Genomic DNA, 16,790 nt, shown 5'->3' with positions numbered 1-16,790 from the left:
AAGTAAGACGTGCGGGTAGCCGTCGGTCCTTATCGACACTATTCAGGCCCCTCGACGGTCGTCATGTCCATGGGCACTCCTGTCACACGATCGCCATTCGGCCGACATGAAGCATCCGCACCGCCCGGCTCCCGACGGCACTCTTTTGCTCGGGAGTTGACGACGGTACGTTCCGCCTCATGCCGATACGTGTGCGGACAACCCGCGGAGCCCGTCTGTCGTGCAGAACCCTGGTGCTGGCCGCCACGGCGGCCCTGACCACCGCGCTCCTCACCCCGACCGGAGCCCAAGCGGTCCCGTCCCCTGCGGGGACGCAAGCGGCCAAGGACCCGACCGGAACCCGAACGGCCCTCGCCCCCACCGGCGTCCGCGCTCCGGCCGCGACGGCCGCCCCCTCCCGGGCGCCGCTACGGGAGTCGGCGCCGGTGTACTCCTACCCCGACGCCGTCCGGGAGTCCGTCTGGGTGGACACCGGCCTCGACGGCGACGGGGACGGCCGCTCCGACCGGGTCGCCGTCGACATCGTCCGGCCCCGGGAACCCGCCGCCGCCGGCCGGAAGATCCCGGTCATCATGGACGCCAGCCCCTATTACGCCTGCTGCGGCCGGGGCAACGAAGGCCAGAAGAAGACCTACGACGCCGACGGCGACCCCGTCCTGTTCCCGCTCTTCTACGACAACTACTTCGTGCCGCGCGGCTACGCCTTCGTCGCCGTCGACCTCGCCGGCACCAGCCGTTCCGACGGCTGCGACGACGTCGGAGGCCCGTCCGACGTCCGGTCGGCCAAGGCCGTCGTCGACTGGTTGAACGGCCGGGCCCGCGGCTACACCACCCGCAGCGGCGCCACCCGCGCCCGGGCCACCACCTGGTCCACCGGCCGGGTGGGCATGATCGGCAAGAGCTGGGACGGCACCGTGGCCAACGGAGTCGCCGCCACCGGCGTCGAAGGGCTGGAGACCATCGTCCCGATCGGCGCGATCTCGTCCTGGTACGACTACTTCCACTCCCAGGGCGCCCCGCTCTACGACGCCAACCCCAGCTGGCTCTCCGACTACGTCAACAGCCCTGAGGCGCGCGAGCGTTGCGGGGCCGTCCAGGAACGCATCACGGCCGCCACCCCCTACAGCGGCGACTGGACCCGGGCCTGGAGCGAGCGCGACCACGTCGCCGACGCCGGAAAGGTGAAGGCGAGCGTCTTCGTCGTGCACGGGCAGCAGGACCTGAACGTCCGCGCCGGGCAGTTCGGCCGCTGGTGGGAGGCCCTCGCCGCCCGGGGCGTCGAACGCAAGATCTGGCTTTCGCAGACCGGGCACGTCGATCCCTTCGACTTCCGCCGCGCCGACTGGGTCCGCACCCTGCACCGCTGGTTCGACCACTACCTCCTCGGTTACGCGAACGGCATCGACCGTGAGCCGATGGCGGACATCGAACGGGCCCCGGACCGCTGGTCCACCGACCGCGTCTGGCCGCCGCGAGGCACCGAGCCCACCACCCTGCGCCCGGCCGAGGGATCGGCGCCCGGCGTCGGCCGCCTCGGAAGGACCCCGGCCGCGCCCGGCGCCGTCGCGCGGTTCACCGACGACCCGAGCCTCGGGGAGAACGACTGGGCCGCGCGGATCGACACCCCCACCCCCGCCAAGGCCGGGTTCGTCACCCGCCCGCTCAGCCGTGACCTGCGGCTCGCCGGCTCCTCGAAGGTGACGGTCACGGCGACGCCGACGACCGCGACGGCGCATCTGACGGCCGTCCTCGTGGACATCGGCCCGGACACCATCCGTGACTACGGGTCAGCCGGCGAGGGCATCACCACCCTGCCCTACCGGAGCTGCTGGGGCGCGAGTACCCCCGGCGACAGCGCCTGCTTCAAGGAGACCGAGGCCCGTACGGCCGACGTCGGTCACACCGTCGTCAGCCGGGGCTGGGCGGACCTCGGGACCTGGGCCGACCCGCGCAAGGGCCGGCCGCTGACCCCCGGGAAGGCGTACACGATCACGATCGACCTGGCGGCGACCGACCATGTCGTCCCGGCCGGCCACCGGCTCGCCCTGATCGTCGGCGGCACCGACAAGGGCCTCCTCGACCCTCCGTCGACCAGGCCCACGATCACCCTCGACCTGGGCCGTACCTCGGCGCGGCTGCCGCTGGTCGGCGGCGCACCCGCCTTCGCCCGGGCCACGTCCGGACCCTGGACCGCCGTCCCGGCCCCGACCGTACGGGCGCCGCACGGCCTGACCGTCCCGGAGCGCTCCGGCCACCCGATCCCGGGAGGCCCGCGATGACCCGTCCTCCCTCCCGACGGTCCGCGCGCGGTGCCGGCCGGCGTCCGTTCGCGCTCGCGATCGGCGTCGCCGCCCTCGTCCTTCCGCTCGTCACCGTCCCCGCCGAGGCCGCCGGGAGCACGCCGCCCGCGCCGCTCCCGCGGACCGGCTTCGAGACGAGCCAGGGCGCCCGCTGGACCACGCAGGCCGAGGAACGGGCCTTCCTGGCGGCGGTGGACCGCGGCAGCGACCGCGTGTCCGTCCGTTCCATCGGGACCACGCAGCAGGGCCGCCCGATCCGCCTGGCGACACTCGGCGCGAGCGGGCCCGGCGGCCCGCACCCCGCGGGAGAGGAGGGGGACGCGGACGCGGACGACGGCTCCCGGGCGCGCGCCACCGTGCTCCTCGTCTGCAGCCAGCACGGTGACGAGCCGTCGGGTCGGGAGGCCTGTCTGAGCACCGTCCGCGACCTGGCCTACGCGCGGGACGCGAAGACCCTCCGCTTCCTGTCCCGTACCACCGTCCTGGTCGTCCCGACCGCCAACCCCGACGGGCGGGAGGCCGACACCCGGGGCAACGCCGACGGCGTCGACGTCAACCGCGACCACCTCGCCCTCACCACCGCCGAGGGGCGCGCGCTCGCGGCCGTGATCAGGGACCGGCGCCCGGAGGTGATCCACGACCTGCACGAGTACAGCGGCACCTCGCCGTACTACGACAAGGACCTGCTGGCGCTCTGGCCCCGTAACCCCAACACCGCCGCCTTGGTCCACGACGAGGCGCACACCCTCTCGGAGTCCTACGTCCGGCCGGCCGCCGGCGCGGCGGGCTTCGGCAGCGGGATCTACGGCATCTGGACCGACCCGCTGACCGGGCGGCCGATCAAGCAGGTCGCGGGGGACGGACAGGAGCGCATCCTGCGCAACACCGCCGGCGTCAAGCACGCCGTCGGGCTGCTCGTCGAGACCAGGGTCGAGGCGCTGAGCGCGGCGGAGAAGGACGACCACGCCCGCAACCAGCGGCGCAGGGTGACCACGCAACTCACCGCCCTCAAGGGCGCCTTCGCCTTCGTCGAGGAGCGGCGCGGACCGCTCCTCGCGGCCACGGCGGCGGCCCGGCGCGCGGGCTTCGCCGACCGCGGTCCGGTCCTGCTCGGCGGCGCAGACAACGACCCGCCGACACCGGCGGAGACCCTCGTCGACCCGCCCTGCGGCTACCGCCTCGACGGACGGCGGTACGCCGAGGTCGGCGACGAGCTGGCCCTGCACGGGATCACGGTCCGGCGGAGCGGTGACGGCTGGTTCGTCCCGCTGCGGCAGTCGCGGCGCGCGCTCGTCCCGCTCCTGCTGGACGGCCGCGCGACCTACCGGCTGACCGACGGACAGCCCGTGAAGGTCTGTTGATCCGCCGACTTCCGTCCGACCTGTGGTACTGCGTTACGGAGACAGTGTGTTTGCCCCGTCATGGTGCGAAAGGTGTCATCTGTGTCGCAGGAAGACCCGCCCCCGGGCGGACGTGGAGAAGACGCCGACCGGGCGCGCCGGGAAGGCCCGGGAGGCCGGGACGGACGGGAGGGCCGGCAGGCCCGCCGCAGGGGCCGTAAGGGCGGGGCGGAGGGCGAAGGCCCGGCGCACCGGGTGGCCCGGGGCGTCAAGGGGGTGAAGGGGGGCCGGGAATGGCTGCCGGTGACGGCGGACCTCCCCGGCCATCCCGAGCGCCACCTCCGCGCCCGTACGGACTGGATCGTGTTCGGGGTCACGGCCGTTCTCACCGTGGCGTTCGTCGTCTGGGGGGCCACGGCCACCGACAGTCTGCAGAGCGTCTCCAGCAGCCTCCTCGACGGGCTGATCCGCGACGGCGGCTGGGCGTTCATGCTGGCGGCCTCCGGCTTCGTGGTCTTCGCGCTGTGGCTGGCGATCAGCCGCTACGGCCGGATCACCCTCGGGCAGGAGAGCGAGGGCCCGGAGTTCCGGACCGTCTCGTGGGTCGCCATGATGTTCAGCGCCGGCATGGGCATCGGCCTGATGTTCTACGGCGTCAGCGAGCCGCTCGCCCACTACACCACCCCGCCGCCCGGGACCCATCCCGTCGACCCGGAGGAGCGGATGGGGATCTCGATGGCCACCACGCTCTTCCACTGGACGCTGCACCCCTGGGCGATCTACGCCGTGGTGGGGCTCGCCATCGCGTACTCCACCTTCCGGCGCGGCCGGCGCCAGACCATCAGCGCCGTCTTCGTGCCGCTGATGGGGGAGCGGCGGGCGTACGGCGGTCCCGGCCGGGTCATCGACATCCTGGCGATCTTCGCGACGCTCTTCGGCTCGGCCGCCTCGCTCGGCCTCGGCGCGCTCCAGATCGGCAGCGGCTTCGAGGAGCTGGGCTGGATGGAGAAGACCGGGACCGGGCTGCTGGTCGGCATCATCGCCGTCCTCACCCTGGCCTTCGTCCTCTCCGCCGTCTCCGGCGTGGAGAAGGGCATCCAGTGGCTCTCCAACACCAACATGGTGCTCGCGCTGGTGCTCGCCGTCTTCGTCTTCATCGCCGGCCCCACCATCATCGTGCTCGACCTGCTGCCCACCTCCCTCGCCGCCTACATCGGCGACCTGCCGCAGCTGGCCGGCCGGACCGAGGCGACCAGCGGCGACGACATCCACGCCTGGCTCGGCAGCTGGACGGTCTTCTACTGGGCATGGTGGATCTCCTGGACGCCGTTCGTCGGCATGTTCATCGCGCGGATCAGCCGGGGCCGGACGATCCGGCAGTTCGTCGGCGGCGTCATCCTCGTGCCCAGCGCCGTCAGCCTGGTCTGGTTCGCGATCTTCGGCGGCACGGCGATGAAGCTCGACGAGGAGCGGCGGCTGCCCGAGGAGAGCACGCCCGAGGGTCAGCTCTTCGGCCTGCTGCAGGAGTTCCCCCTCACCGGGACGACGAGCCTGCTCGTGATGATCCTCGTCGGCATCTTCTTCGTCTCCGGCGCGGACGCGGCCTCGATCGTCATGGGCACGCTCTCCCAACGCGGGGCCTTCGAACCGACCCGTCCCGTGGTCGTCTTCTGGGGCGTGGTGACCGGCGCGGTCGCCGCGATCATGCTCCTCATCGGCGACGGCCAGGGCGACGCGCTCGCGGGGCTGCAGAACCTCACGATCCTGGTCGCGGCGCCGTTCGTGCTCGTCATGCTCGGGATGTGCCTGGCCATGATGAGGGACCTGCGCGAGGACCCGCTGATCGTCCGGAACGAGGTCGGCGCGGAGGCCGTCGAATCCGCGGTGATCGCGGGCCACGAGCAGTACGACGGCGACTTCGAACTGCGCATCGGGCCGGGCCCCGGGGAACCGGATGAGCGTCCTTGATCATCCTGCGTTAGGGTTACCGACTGGTAATGATCATCCTCTGAACGGGTCCCCACGGCCCGGAAGTTGGAGACCCCCCATGAAGTACGCGAAGCCGATACGCCGCACCATGATCGCGCTCACCACGACGGCGCTGCTGGCCGGTGGCCTGCTGCTCGGCCAGACGGCGGCCGCCCCGGACGCCTCGGCGGCCGGTGGCGGCAAGATCGTCTGCGAGATCGACAAGATGCGTCAGCAGTCGCACTCCCTGCGCGCGAAGGCGGCCAAGCTCCAGAAGCTCGGTGCCACGGCCGAGGCCCGCAAGGCCCGTGCCCAGGCCGACGCCCTCGACCGCCGCGTCCAGGCCTGCGTCGACGCGGACGACAACGCGGGCAAGCCCTTCAACTGACGCCCGACCCCCGGCCGCGGCCCCGCCCCCTCTCAGGTGCGGGGCCGCACCCATGCGCGCGCCCACGCACGCGCCCACGCCCGCACCGGGCCGCGGCCTCGGCAGGTCCGGCGGGACACCCCTTAGGATTCGTCTCCTGATGACTGCCACTCTCGTCGCCAAGGACCTCGCCGCCGGCCACGGCGAACGCTCCCTCTTCGCCGGCCTCGACCTCGTCGTCGCCCCCGGCGACGTCATCGGCCTCGTCGGTGTCAACGGCGCCGGCAAGTCGACCCTGCTCCGGTTGCTCGCCGGCCTCGACACCCCCGAGGACGGGGAGCTGAAGCTCTCCCCGCCCACCGCCACCGTCGGCCACCTCCCGCAGGAGCCGGAGCGCCGCGAGGGCGAGACGGTACGGGAGTTCCTCGCCCGCCGCACCGGGGTCGCCGCCGCCCAGACCGCCATGGACGAGGCCGCCCAGGGCCTGGTCGACGGGGCGCCCGGAGCCGACGACGCGTACGCCGAGAGCCTGGAGCGCTGGCTCGGCCTCGGCGGAGCCGACCTCGACGAACGCGCCGAGGAGGTCGCCGACTCGCTCGGCCTCACCGTCGGCCTCGACCAGCCGATGACCTCCCTCTCCGGCGGCCAGGCCGCCCGCGCCGGACTCGCCTCCCTGCTCCTCTCCCGCTACGACGTCTTCCTCCTGGACGAGCCGACCAACGACCTCGACCTCGACGGCCTGGAGCGTCTGGAGGCCTTCGTCCAGGGGCTGCGCGCCGGAACGGTCGTCATCAGCCACGACCGCGAGTTCCTCACCCGCACCGTCACCAAGGTCCTGGAGCTGGACCTCGCCCAGCAGCAGATCACGCTGTACGGCGGCGGTTACGAGGCGTACCTGGAGGAGCGGGACACCGCCCGGCGGCACGCCCGCGAGGACTTCGAGGAGTACGCCGGCCGGAAGGCCGCCCTGGAGGCGCGCGGCCACATGCAGCGCTCCTGGATGGACAAGGGCGTCAAGAACGCCCGGCGCAAGGCCACCGACGGCGACAAGCTGGGGCGCAACGCCCGGAGCGAGGCCAGCGAGAAGCAGGCCGCGAAGGCCCGGCAGACCCAGCGCATGATCGAGCGGCTCGACGTCGTCGACGAGCCCCGCAAGGAGTGGGAACTGCGGATGGAGATCGCCGCCGCTCCGCGCTCCGGCTCGGTCGTGGCGACGCTGCGCGAGGCGGAGGTGCGGCGGGGCGACTTCCGGTTCGGGCCCGCCACCCTCCAGATCGACTGGGCGGACCGGGTCGCCATCACCGGCGCCAACGGCGCGGGCAAGTCGACCCTGCTCGCCGCGCTCCTCGGCCGCCTGCCGCTCGACTCCGGGGACGCCGTCCTCGGGTCGGGCGTCGTCGTCGGCGAGGTCGACCAGGCGCGCAAGCTGTTCCACGGCTCGGAGTCCCTGCTCGACGCCTTCTGCGCGGCCGTCCCGGAGACGGAGCCCGCCGAGGTGCGGACGCTGCTGGCGAAGTTCGGCCTCAAGGTCGAGCACGTCCTGCGCCCCGCGACCACGCTCTCCCCGGGGGAGCGCACCCGCGCCGCCCTCGCCCTCCTCCAGGGCCGCGGGGTGAACCTGCTGGTCCTCGACGAGCCGACGAACCACCTCGACCTCGTGGCCATCGAGCAGCTGGAGTCCGCGCTCGACAGCTACACCGGCACCCTGCTCCTGGTCACCCACGACCGCCGGATGCTGGACGCCGTCCGCACGACCCGCCGCATCGAGGTCGCGGCGGGCAAGGTGACCGAACTCTGACGACCGCCCGCGTCGGGCGCGCGCCCGACGGGGCCACGCCCTGCGCGGTGCCGCGCGGAGGCGTGAACTGTACGCGTACGGACCCGCGCGGGACACCGCGGTGAGCGCCGACGGCGACACCGCGAAGACCGTCGCCGCCCCCTGGGGGCGGCGCATTCCAGGAGAGACCATGACCGACCTGCTGACCCGGCTCACCGAGATGCTGGACGACCTCGACGCCGACGTCGACGAGACCATCGACCTGGCCGACGAGATCGCCGCCTCGGGCGACGCGGCGATGCTGCCCCGGCTCCAGGCGGAACTGGACCGGGCCCTCGTCGAGCGCAACGCCTACGCCCGCGAACTCCTCGGCGGCGTCCTCGCCGCGATCGGCGGCCCGGACGCCCTGCCGGCGCTGCTGCGGGCCTCCGCCGTGGACCTCGGCGACGACCAGGACTCCCTGGCGGCGGAGATCGTCGACCTGGTCCAGGCCGACCCGACCCGCTCCCGCGCCCTCCTCGAGCCCCTGACGCGGGACGACGACCTGACGGTGGCCAACCGCGCGGAATGGGCCCTCCGCTTCCTCCCGAACGCCTAGGGGCAGGGGGCGGGCCGCCGGCGGGCCTTCGCGCGGTACGAGCGGTGCCGGCGGGAAACCGGGCCCGGTCGCACGACCGGGCCCGGAATACGTCAGCGGCCGCGCCGCTTGCCCCCGCCGCCCTCGTTGAGGAGGCCCGCCTTGCGCAGGGCGTCCGCCATCGCGCTGTTCGACGGCGCCGGGGTGGCGGCCTTCGAGCGGCCACGGTCGCCGCCACCGCCACCGCCACCGCCACCGCCACCGCCTCCGGCGCCGCGGCGCTGCTGGGGCGGCCGCCCCCGCTCCTTCTTCGGTGCGGCACCACCCGCCGCGTCCGCCGAGGCCTCGTCGTCCAGCCGCAGCGTCAGCGAGATCCGCTTGCGCGGGATGTCCACCTCCATGACCTTCACCCGGACCACGTCCCCCGGCTTCACGACGTCCCGCGGGTCCTTCACGAAGGTCTTCGACATCGCCGACACGTGCACCAGACCGTCCTGGTGCACACCGATGTCCACGAACGCGCCGAACGCCGCCACGTTCGTGACCACACCCTCCAGGACCATGCCCGCCACCAGGTCGCCGATCTTCTCGACGCCCTCCTTGAAGGTGGCGGTCCTGAACGCCGGCCGCGGGTCCCGGCCCGGCTTCTCCAGCTCGCGCAGGATGTCGGTCACCGTCGGCAGACCGAACGTCTCGTCCACGAAGTCGTCCGCCCGCAAGGAACGCAGCGCCCCCGTGTTGCCGATCAGCGAGGCCACCTCGCCGCCCGTCGTCTTCACCATCCGCCGCACCACCGGGTACGCCTCCGGGTGCACCGACGACGCGTCCAGCGGATCGTCGCCGCCCCGGATGCGCAGGAAGCCCGCGCACTGCTCGTACGCCTTCGGGCCGAGCCGCGCCACGTCCTTGAGCGCCCTGCGCGACCGGAAGGGGCCGTTGGCGTCGCGGTGCGCCACGATGTTCTCGGCGAGCCCGGCGCCGATGCCCGAGACCCGGGAGAGCAGCGGCGCCGACGCGGTGTTGACGTCGACGCCGACGCCGTTCACACAGTCCTCGACCACCGCGTCCAGCGAGCGGGAGAGCTTCACCTCGGACAGGTCGTGCTGGTACTGCCCGACGCCGATCGACTTCGGGTCGATCTTCACCAGTTCGGCCAGCGGGTCCTGGAGCCGCCGCGCGATCGAGACCGCGCCGCGCAGGGACACGTCCAGACCGGGAAGCTCCTGCGAGGCGAACGCGGACGCGGAGTACACCGAGGCGCCCGCCTCCGACACCATCACCTTGGTGAGGTTCAACTCCGGGTGCCGGGCGATGAGATCGGCGGCGAGCCGGTCCGTCTCGCGCGAGGCCGTGCCGTTGCCGATGGCGACCAGCTCGACCCCGTGCGCCTCGGCGAGCCGCGCCAGCTTCGCCAGCGACTCGTCCCACTTGTTGGCCGGGACGTGCGGATGGACGGTGTCGGTGGCCACGACCTTGCCGGTCGCGTCGACGACGGCGACCTTGACGCCCGTACGGAAACCGGGGTCGAGGCCCAGCGTCGCCCGCGTCCCGGCCGGGGCGGCGAGCAGCAGGTCCCGCAGGTTCGTGGCGAAGACCCGTACCGCCTCGTCCTCCGCCGCCGTCCGCAGCCGCAGCCGCAGGTCGATCCCCAGGTGCACCAGGATCCGGGTGCGCCAGGCCCACCGGACCGTGTCCAGCAGCCACTTGTCGCCCGGCCGGCCCCGGTCGGCCACACCGAAGCGCGCGGCGACCGTCCCCTCGTACGAGGACGGGCCGGGGGTCTCCGACGGCTCCTCCGGCTCCAGCTCCAGGGCGAGGACGTCCTCCTTCTCGCCGCGCAGCATGGCGAGGATCCGGTGCGAGGGGAGGGCGGTGAACGGCTCGGCGAAGTCGAAGTAGTCGGCGAACTTGGCGCCCGCCTCCTCCTTGCCCTCCCGGACCCTGGCGGCCAGCCGGCCCCGTCCCCACATCCGCTCGCGCAGCTCGCCGATCAGGTCGGCGTCCTCGGAGAACTTCTCGGTCAGGATCGCGCGGGCACCGTCCAGGGCGGCGGCCGCGTCGGCGACGCCCTTGCCGCCGTCCACGAAGGCCGCGGCGGCGGCCGCCGGGTCCACCGACGGGTCGGCGAGCAGCCCGTCGGCCAGCGGCTCCAGACCCGCCTCGCGGGCGATCTGCGCCTTGGTGCGCCGCTTGGGCTTGAAGGGCAGGTAGATGTCCTCCAGACGGGCCTTGGTCTCGGCCGCCCTGATCCGCGCCTCCACCTCCGCCGACAGCTTGCCCTGCTCCCGCACGGAGTCGAGGACGGCGGTCCGCCGGTCCTCCAGCTCCCGCAGATAGCGCAGCCGCTCCTCGAGCGTGCGCAGCTGCGCGTCGTCGAGCGTCTCCGTCGCTTCCTTGCGGTAGCGCGCGATGAACGGCACGGTCGAGCCGCCGTCGAGCAGCTCGACGGCCGCCCTCACCTGTCGCTCGCGTACGCCGAGTTCCTCGGCGATCCTGCTTTCGATGGACGTCGTCACGGTGTCCCGACTCGCCTTCTCGTGCCTCAAGCTTGCGCTTGCATTCTGCCGCTTCACCGCGCCCGACGCCGCACGCCCCCCATCCCGCGCGCGGCGAGGCCCCGGCGATCGCGCACGCCGGGAGGCCGCGCGCACGCGCCCCGGCGGCGCCGGTCCCCAGTGGCATCGACGGGTGCCTCCTCGCCGGCATTCGTGCGGGCGCCCGCCGGGACCGGACCCGGCCGCCGCCCGCCGGGACCAGCCCCGCCGTGCCGCAGAGATCAGCCCCGCCGGGCCTGCGGGGCAGAACGGGAGTCCGGTATCTGCCCGCGCCCGTCCACCGGACCGGGCCTCCCCGCGCCCACCCGGCCGGGATCAGCCCTTGCCGGTCAGGTCGGGCGGGAACGCGCCCGCCGCGGCCGCCGTGAAGAGGAAGGTGCGGGCCAGCTCCGTCAGCCGCTCCACGCCGGGCGCGCCCAGGTGCTCGTACGGGGCCGAGTCGAGGCGGTCGGTGTGGTCCTCCAGCTCCGCGCGCAGGGCCGTGCCCGCGGCGGTCAGGTCGCCCTCGGCGTCCAGCAGGCCGCGGTCGCGCAGGCGCTCCACCGCCGCGTCCCAGTCGGCCTTCCGCCAGCCGCGCGAGCCGAGCACCCAGCGCGGGGCCATGCCCTTGCCGGTCGCGGTGTGGCTGACCAGCGCCTCCAGCGGGTCGAGGCCGAGGGTGAGCAGCGCGGCCAGGTGGCCGTCGCCCCGGTACTCCCGCAGGAGCGTCGCGGCGTGCCAGTACCGCAGGTGCGGCTCCTCGGGGACGGGCAGGTCGGCGTTGCCCGCGTAGAGCGGCCGGGCGTGCCGGGTACAGGCCTCCGTGGCCCGCAGCGCCAGCTCGGCGGCCTCCGCCATCTCCGGCGACGCGACCGTCTCCTCGCCGAGCAGCCGGCGCAGGGTGGCGTCCGCCACCCGGAGCCGGGCGTCGAGGACGGTGGCGGGGTCGGCGATCTCCCAGACGGCGGGGAGATGCCGGGCGAGCAGCTCGTGGTTGTAGTTGTAGAAGGTCGCGGCGACCGCCCCCGGCCCGACGGCCCCCAGCACGGCGCTGCGCGCGGCGAGCCGCATCGCGCTCTGGTCGTCGAAGCCGAGGCCCTTGAACTCCACGTCCAGGTCGGGCGAGAAGTAGAGGGTGGAGTGCAGCGGGTTGAGCGCGTTGTGACAGCGGCGGCCGGCGCGCGGCGGCAGTGAGGTCGTCATGAACCGAACGTTACCGACTGGTCGGTACGACGGGAACCGCCGGACCCCGGCCGCCGCCGCTTGCGGGGAACTTGAGGTCCCGGCCCCACCGTCTGCGGTGGAACCGCCGGGTCCCGGCGGCCGGCCGCATGCGGGACCGCCGGGCCCCAGCCTGCGGCCGCATGCGGGAACCGCCGGACCGCGGCGAGCCCGCCGCCTGCGGGAACGGGGGGTCCCGGCCCGGCCGTCTGCGGTGGAACCGCCGGGTCCCGGCCGCCGGCCGCATGCGGGACCGCCGGGCCCCAGCCTGCGGCCGCATGCGGGAACCGCCGGACCGTGGCGAGCCCGCCGCCTGCGGGAACGGGGGGTCCCGGCCCGTCTGTCTGCGGTGGAACCGCCGGGTCTCGGCCCTGCCGCCTGCGGGGAACGGGGGGTCCCGGCCCTGCCGCCCGCGCGGACCGCGACCAACCGGCCGCCTGCGGGAACTGCCGGCCCTCGGCCGCCTGCCGCCCGAGCGGCCCGCGGCGAGCCTGCCGCATGCGGGACCGCCGGACCGTGGCGAGCCCCCGCCTGCAGGGAACGGAGGCCCCCGGCCCTGACGCCTGCGGGAACCGCCGGGCCCCAGCCTGCGGCTGCCTGAGGGAACCGCCGGACCGTGGCGAGCCCGCGCCTGCAGGGAACGGAGGCCCCCGGCCCCGCCGCCCGCGCGGACCGCCGGGCCGCGGCGAGCCGGCCGCCTGCGGAACCGCCGGGCCCCGCCCGCCCGCCGCCCGCCACCCCCGCCGCCCGATGGCAGGAAAGGTGGGTTCTTCGTCATTGCGGCCATCCCGCGCCGCCCGAAGGATGGAGGCATGACGAAGCGACCCGTGCTCGTCGTCCTCTTCGACGACGTGCAGAGCCTGGATGTCACCGGACCGGTGGAGGTCTTCGCCGGCGCCGGCCGCTGCCGGGGAGCCGACGGCTCGTACCCGATCCGTACGGCTTCGCTCGACGGCGGCCCGGTCCGCACCCAGAGCGGCCTGCGGATCCTCCCGGACTCCACGCTCGCCGAGGCCGTCGCGGCCGGCCCGCCGCACACCCTCCTCGTCCCCGGGGGCGAGGGCACGCGCGGGCCCGACCCGCGGCTGGTCGACTGGCTGCGGGAGAACGCCCCGCGGGCCGAGCGTCTCGTCTCCGTCTGCACGGGCGCCCTGCTCCTCGCCGACGCCGGCCTGCTCGACGGACACCGGGCCACCACCCACTGGGCCTACTGCGACCACCTCGCCCGCTGCCACCCCGCGGTCGACGTCGATCCGGACCCCATCTTCGTCCGCGACGGCCGGCTCTCCACCTCGGCCGGAGTCACCGCGGGCATCGATCTCGCGCTGGCCCTGGTCGAGGAGGACCTGGGCCGGGACGCGGCCCTCACCGTCGCCCGCCACCTGGTCGTCTTCCTCCGCCGGCCCGGCAACCAGGCCCAGTTCAGCGCCCAGCTCGCGGCCCAGACCGCCCGCCGGGAACCGCTCCGCGACCTCCAGCACTGGATCAGCGAGCACCCCGACGGCGACCTCTCGGTCGAGGCGCTGGCCGCCCGCGCGCGGCTCTCGCCCCGCCACTTCGCCCGCGCCTTCCAGGCGGAGACCGGCACCACCCCCGGCCGGTACGTCGACCGCGTCCGGCTCGAACACGCCCGCAGGCTCCTGGAGGAGTCCACCCACGGCGTCCAGGAGGTCGCCAGGGCCGCCGGCTACGGCACCTCCGAGGCCATGCGCCGGGCCTTCGTCAAAGCGCTCGGCACGGCCCCGGCCGACTACCGCCGCCGCTTCCACGCACCCGTTCACCCCACCGGCCGATAGGAACCCCATGCAGATCGCCGTCCTCCTCTACGACCGCTTCACCAGCCTCGACGCCGTCGGACCCTACGAACTCCTCGCCCGGCTCCCCGGAGCCGAGACCGTCTTCGTCGCCAAGGAGACCGGCCCGGTCAGGGGGGACCAGGGCAGCATCGCCGTCGTCGCCGACAAGACCCTCGCCGAGGTGCCGCACCCGGACATCGTCCTCGTCCCCGGCGGCCCCGGCTCGCGCGAGGCCATGCACGACCCGGAGATCCTCGCCTGGCTCCGTACCGCCGACGCGACCAGCACCTGGACCACCTCGGTCTGCACCGGCTCCCTCATCCTCGGCGGCGCCGGCCTGCTGGTCGGCCGCCGGGCCACCACCCACTGGCTCGCCCTCGACGACCTGACGCCGCTGGGCGCCGAGGCCACCGGCGAGCGCGTCGTCTTCGACGGCAAGTACGTCACCGCCGCCGGCGTCTCCTCCGGCATCGACATGGCACTGCACCTGCTCGGCCGGATCGCGGGCGACGAGGCCGCCCAGACGGTCCAGCTGCTCACCGAGTACGACCCCCAGCCGCCCTACGACGCGGGCTCGCCGGACAAGGCCCCGGCCGCGATCGTCGCCCGCTGGCGCGGCCAGGCGGGGAAGGTCCTCGCCCAGGAAGGCTGAACCCCGGCCCGCCCGGACCCAGGACCTTTCGTCCGGACCAGGCGGGACTTTCGGGACAGGGCCTACGCCCCGTACGTGAACCGGGGCACGCGGCGCTCCAGGAAGGCGGCGACCCCCTCCGCGGTGTCGCCGCTGCCGCGCGCCTGCTCCGCCCAGTACGCGTCCCGGTCCGTGCGGCCGTCCGCGAACTCCTTCGCCGCGGCCTGGGTCAGCAGCGAGCGCGCGACCAGCACCCCGGTGAACGCGGCCACCCGCTTCTCCAGGTCCCCCGACGGCAGCACCTCGTCCACGAACCCGGTGCGCAGTGCCCGCTCCGTGTCGATCAACTCCCCGGAGAACAGGAGGTACTTGGCGGCCGACGGTCCCACCAGCGCGGTCAGGCGCCGGGTCGAGGAGGAGGGGTAGACGATGCCGAGCTTGGACGGCGTGATCCCGAAGAGCGCGCCCTCCTCCGCGAACCGCAGATCACAGGCGGCCGCGAGCTGGCTCCCGCCGCCCACGCAGTAGCCGCGCACGGCCGCGAGCGTCGGCTTGGGGAAGGCGGCCAGCGCCTCCTCCGCCCGTACCGCCAGCGACTGCTGCTCGTCGCCCGGCTCACGCAACGTCGAGATGTCCGCGCCGGCGCAGAAGGTCCCGCCCTCGCCGGTGAGGACGAGCGCGCGGACCGCCGGGTCGGCGGCGAGCGGGGCGAGCAGCCCGGGCAGGCTCCGCCACATCCCGGCCGTCATCGCGTTGCGCTTGGCCGGGTTCGAGACGACGACGGTGGCGACCCCGTCGGCGACGGAGGTCTTCAGGTGCGGCTCGGTGGGCTCCATGCGGCGGATGCTATCCGGGCACCCCGACCGTACGATCAAGAAGGGGGTGCGAGAGGCCGGTCCGACGAGGAGGCGCGCATGCCCCGGGAACCCCACGACGCGGTACGGGAGAGCAAGCGGCTCAACCGCAGCTTCGGCTGGCTCGTCCTGCTCGGCGTCCTGCTCGTCCTCGGCGGGATCGTCGGGCTGATCTACACCGGCGTCGCCACGCTCACCTCGATGCTGCTGTTCGGCTGGCTGCTGCTCATCGGCGGCTTCGTGGGGCTGCTGCACGCGATCGAGTCGCGCGGCACGAACTACTTCTGGCTCGCGGTGGTGGTCGCCGCCCTGAACCTGGCGGCGGGCGTTGTCGTCATCCGGCATCCGGAGGGCTCCGCCGAGGCGCTGACGATGTTCGCGGCGCTGCTCTTCCTCACCGGCGGCGTCTTCCGGCTGGTGGGCAGTGTGGTGGTCCGCGGACCCCAGTTCGGCTGGACGCTGCTGCAGGGCGCGTTCGGGCTGCTGCTCGGACTGCTCGTCCTCCTCGACTGGCCCGACAGCAGCCGCTATGTTCTCGGCTGCTTCTTCTCGCTGGCCCTGCTCTTCGACGGTCTCGGCCTGATCGCCATCGGCGTCGGCGGCCGGCGGATCGTCAGCATGGTCGCCCCTCCGGAGGAGCCGATTCCGAACCCGTCAGCGACAGATCAGGACCAGTCGAACAACTGACGTTGGCATACTCAGCCGATCAGAAGGCGGCCGATAAGTGTCGACTTCTGGTCAGTAGGCCGGTGTGGACCGCCGGGTTATCAAACTCGACCTCGTGGCGACAATCGAGCACGAGGGTGGAAGCCGGACGATGGGAAGCCGCGGGAGCGTGCCCGCCCGGCCGCCGTCCTACGAAGGGGTCTGGCGCTTCACCGCTCCCGCGGTGGACGTCTCCGTCCCGCAGGCCAGGCACGCGGTCCGCGATCTGCTGAACCGTCAGGGCGTGCCGGCCCACGAGGACACCGTCCAAGGACTACTGCTGATCGTCTCGGAGCTGGTCACCAACGCGGTGAAGCACGCGGCGCTGCTCTCCCCCGAAGTGGCCGTCGAAGTGGCCATCGGCGCGGAATGGATCCGGGTGTCCGTCGAGGACAACCACCCCTACCGCCCCAAAGCCCTGGAAGCCGACTACGGCCAGACCGGCGGACGCGGACTGCTCCTGGTGCGCGAGACCGCACTGGAAGCCGGCGGAGCCTGCGACGTCGAACACACCGCCGGCGGCGGCAAGATCATCTGGGCCGCGCTGCCCCTCACCCCCGGAACACCCGCCCCCGCCCCCGGCGGCCCGGCCGCCGCCACCGCGGCGCCCGGCCCCCTCCCCGGAATCCCGGCGCCCGGCCCCCTCCCCGGAATCCCGGCGCCCGGGACAGCCCGGGAAGGGGAAGGCCCTCCCGGCGCCGGGCACATCGTGCCGTACGG

General features: G+C 74.0%; 12 protein-coding genes and 1 pseudogene. 10 read left to right on the top strand and 3 right to left on the bottom strand.

Annotation, left to right across the window (positions count from 1 at the left end; all coding sequences use genetic code 11):
• The first annotated feature begins 179 nt into the window (after window positions 1-179).
• The 6 genes from ACZ6RC_RS12630 (at window position 180) to ACZ6RC_RS12605 (ending at window position 8,350) form a co-directional block, all read left to right on the top strand.
• Entirely contained in the window at window positions 180-2,279 is a 2,100-nt protein-coding gene (locus tag ACZ6RC_RS12630) for a Xaa-Pro dipeptidyl-peptidase (protein WP_469581698.1), read from the top strand.
• Window positions 2,276-3,661, top strand: coding sequence for a M14 family metallopeptidase (locus ACZ6RC_RS12625; protein ID WP_469581695.1), 1,386 nt, complete (start codon window positions 2,276-2,278; stop codon window positions 3,659-3,661). The genes ACZ6RC_RS12630 and ACZ6RC_RS12625 overlap by 4 nt, the downstream gene beginning before the upstream one ends.
• Before the next feature lie 60 nt (window positions 3,662-3,721).
• Window positions 3,722-5,608, top strand: coding sequence for a BCCT family transporter (locus ACZ6RC_RS12620; protein WP_469581691.1), 1,887 nt, complete (start codon window positions 3,722-3,724; stop codon window positions 5,606-5,608).
• A 79-nt stretch (window positions 5,609-5,687) separates the two neighbouring features.
• Complete coding sequence (locus ACZ6RC_RS12615) at window positions 5,688-5,996, top strand: hypothetical protein (RefSeq protein ID WP_391135219.1); 309 nt, start codon at window positions 5,688-5,690, stop codon at window positions 5,994-5,996.
• A 139-nt stretch (window positions 5,997-6,135) separates the two neighbouring features.
• A complete protein-coding gene (locus ACZ6RC_RS12610) occupies window positions 6,136-7,773 on the top strand; it encodes an ABC-F family ATP-binding cassette domain-containing protein (RefSeq protein ID WP_469581688.1) in 1,638 nt (545 codons plus the stop codon).
• 169 nt (window positions 7,774-7,942) lie between these two features.
• On the top strand, window positions 7,943-8,350 hold the full coding sequence (locus ACZ6RC_RS12605; RefSeq protein ID WP_469581684.1) for a hypothetical protein: 408 nt from the start codon (window positions 7,943-7,945) through the stop codon (window positions 8,348-8,350).
• 92 nt (window positions 8,351-8,442) lie between these two features.
• Here the strand turns inward: ACZ6RC_RS12605 and ACZ6RC_RS12600 are convergent, their stop codons facing one another.
• A complete protein-coding gene (locus tag ACZ6RC_RS12600; RefSeq protein ID WP_469581680.1) occupies window positions 8,443-10,845 on the bottom strand; it encodes a Tex family protein in 2,403 nt (800 codons plus the stop codon).
• A gap of 354 nt (window positions 10,846-11,199) precedes the next feature.
• Window positions 11,200-12,066 carry an SCO6745 family protein gene (locus ACZ6RC_RS12595; protein ID WP_391135208.1) on the bottom strand — a complete coding sequence of 289 codons (867 nt, stop codon included), beginning with the start codon at window positions 12,064-12,066 and terminating at the stop codon, window positions 11,200-11,202.
• An 830-nt stretch (window positions 12,067-12,896) separates the two neighbouring features.
• Here ACZ6RC_RS12595 and ACZ6RC_RS12590 point away from each other — a divergent pair.
• Both ACZ6RC_RS12590 and ACZ6RC_RS12585 read left to right on the top strand, forming a co-directional pair.
• Complete coding sequence (locus ACZ6RC_RS12590; RefSeq protein ID WP_453611418.1) at window positions 12,897-13,880, top strand: GlxA family transcriptional regulator; 984 nt, start codon at window positions 12,897-12,899, stop codon at window positions 13,878-13,880.
• 7 nt (window positions 13,881-13,887) lie between these two features.
• A complete protein-coding gene (locus tag ACZ6RC_RS12585) occupies window positions 13,888-14,532 on the top strand; it encodes a DJ-1/PfpI family protein (RefSeq protein WP_469581675.1) in 645 nt (214 codons plus the stop codon).
• A 62-nt stretch (window positions 14,533-14,594) separates the two neighbouring features.
• Here ACZ6RC_RS12585 and ACZ6RC_RS12580 read toward each other — a convergent pair whose 3' ends face one another.
• Window positions 14,595-15,347 carry an enoyl-CoA hydratase/isomerase family protein gene (locus tag ACZ6RC_RS12580; RefSeq protein ID WP_469581672.1) on the bottom strand — a complete coding sequence of 251 codons (753 nt, stop codon included), beginning with the start codon at window positions 15,345-15,347 and terminating at the stop codon, window positions 14,595-14,597.
• Window positions 15,348-15,425: 78 nt separating this feature from the next.
• Between ACZ6RC_RS12580 and ACZ6RC_RS12575 the strand changes: the two genes are divergently transcribed.
• Together ACZ6RC_RS12575 and ACZ6RC_RS12570 are read left to right on the top strand one after the other, a co-directional pair.
• Window positions 15,426-16,052, top strand: a complete 627-nt coding sequence (locus ACZ6RC_RS12575) for an HdeD family acid-resistance protein (RefSeq protein ID WP_391135195.1) — start codon at window positions 15,426-15,428, stop codon at window positions 16,050-16,052.
• A gap of 130 nt (window positions 16,053-16,182) precedes the next feature.
• Window positions 16,183-16,629: pseudogene (locus ACZ6RC_RS12570) on the top strand (ATP-binding protein); the annotation flags it as partial.
• Window positions 16,630-16,790: the final 161 nt, after the last annotated feature.

This window comes from Streptomyces sp. NPDC048353, assembly GCF_055587165.1.
The sequence above is the reverse complement of the archived record's forward strand: the minus strand, read 5'-3'. Positions and strand labels throughout refer to the sequence as shown.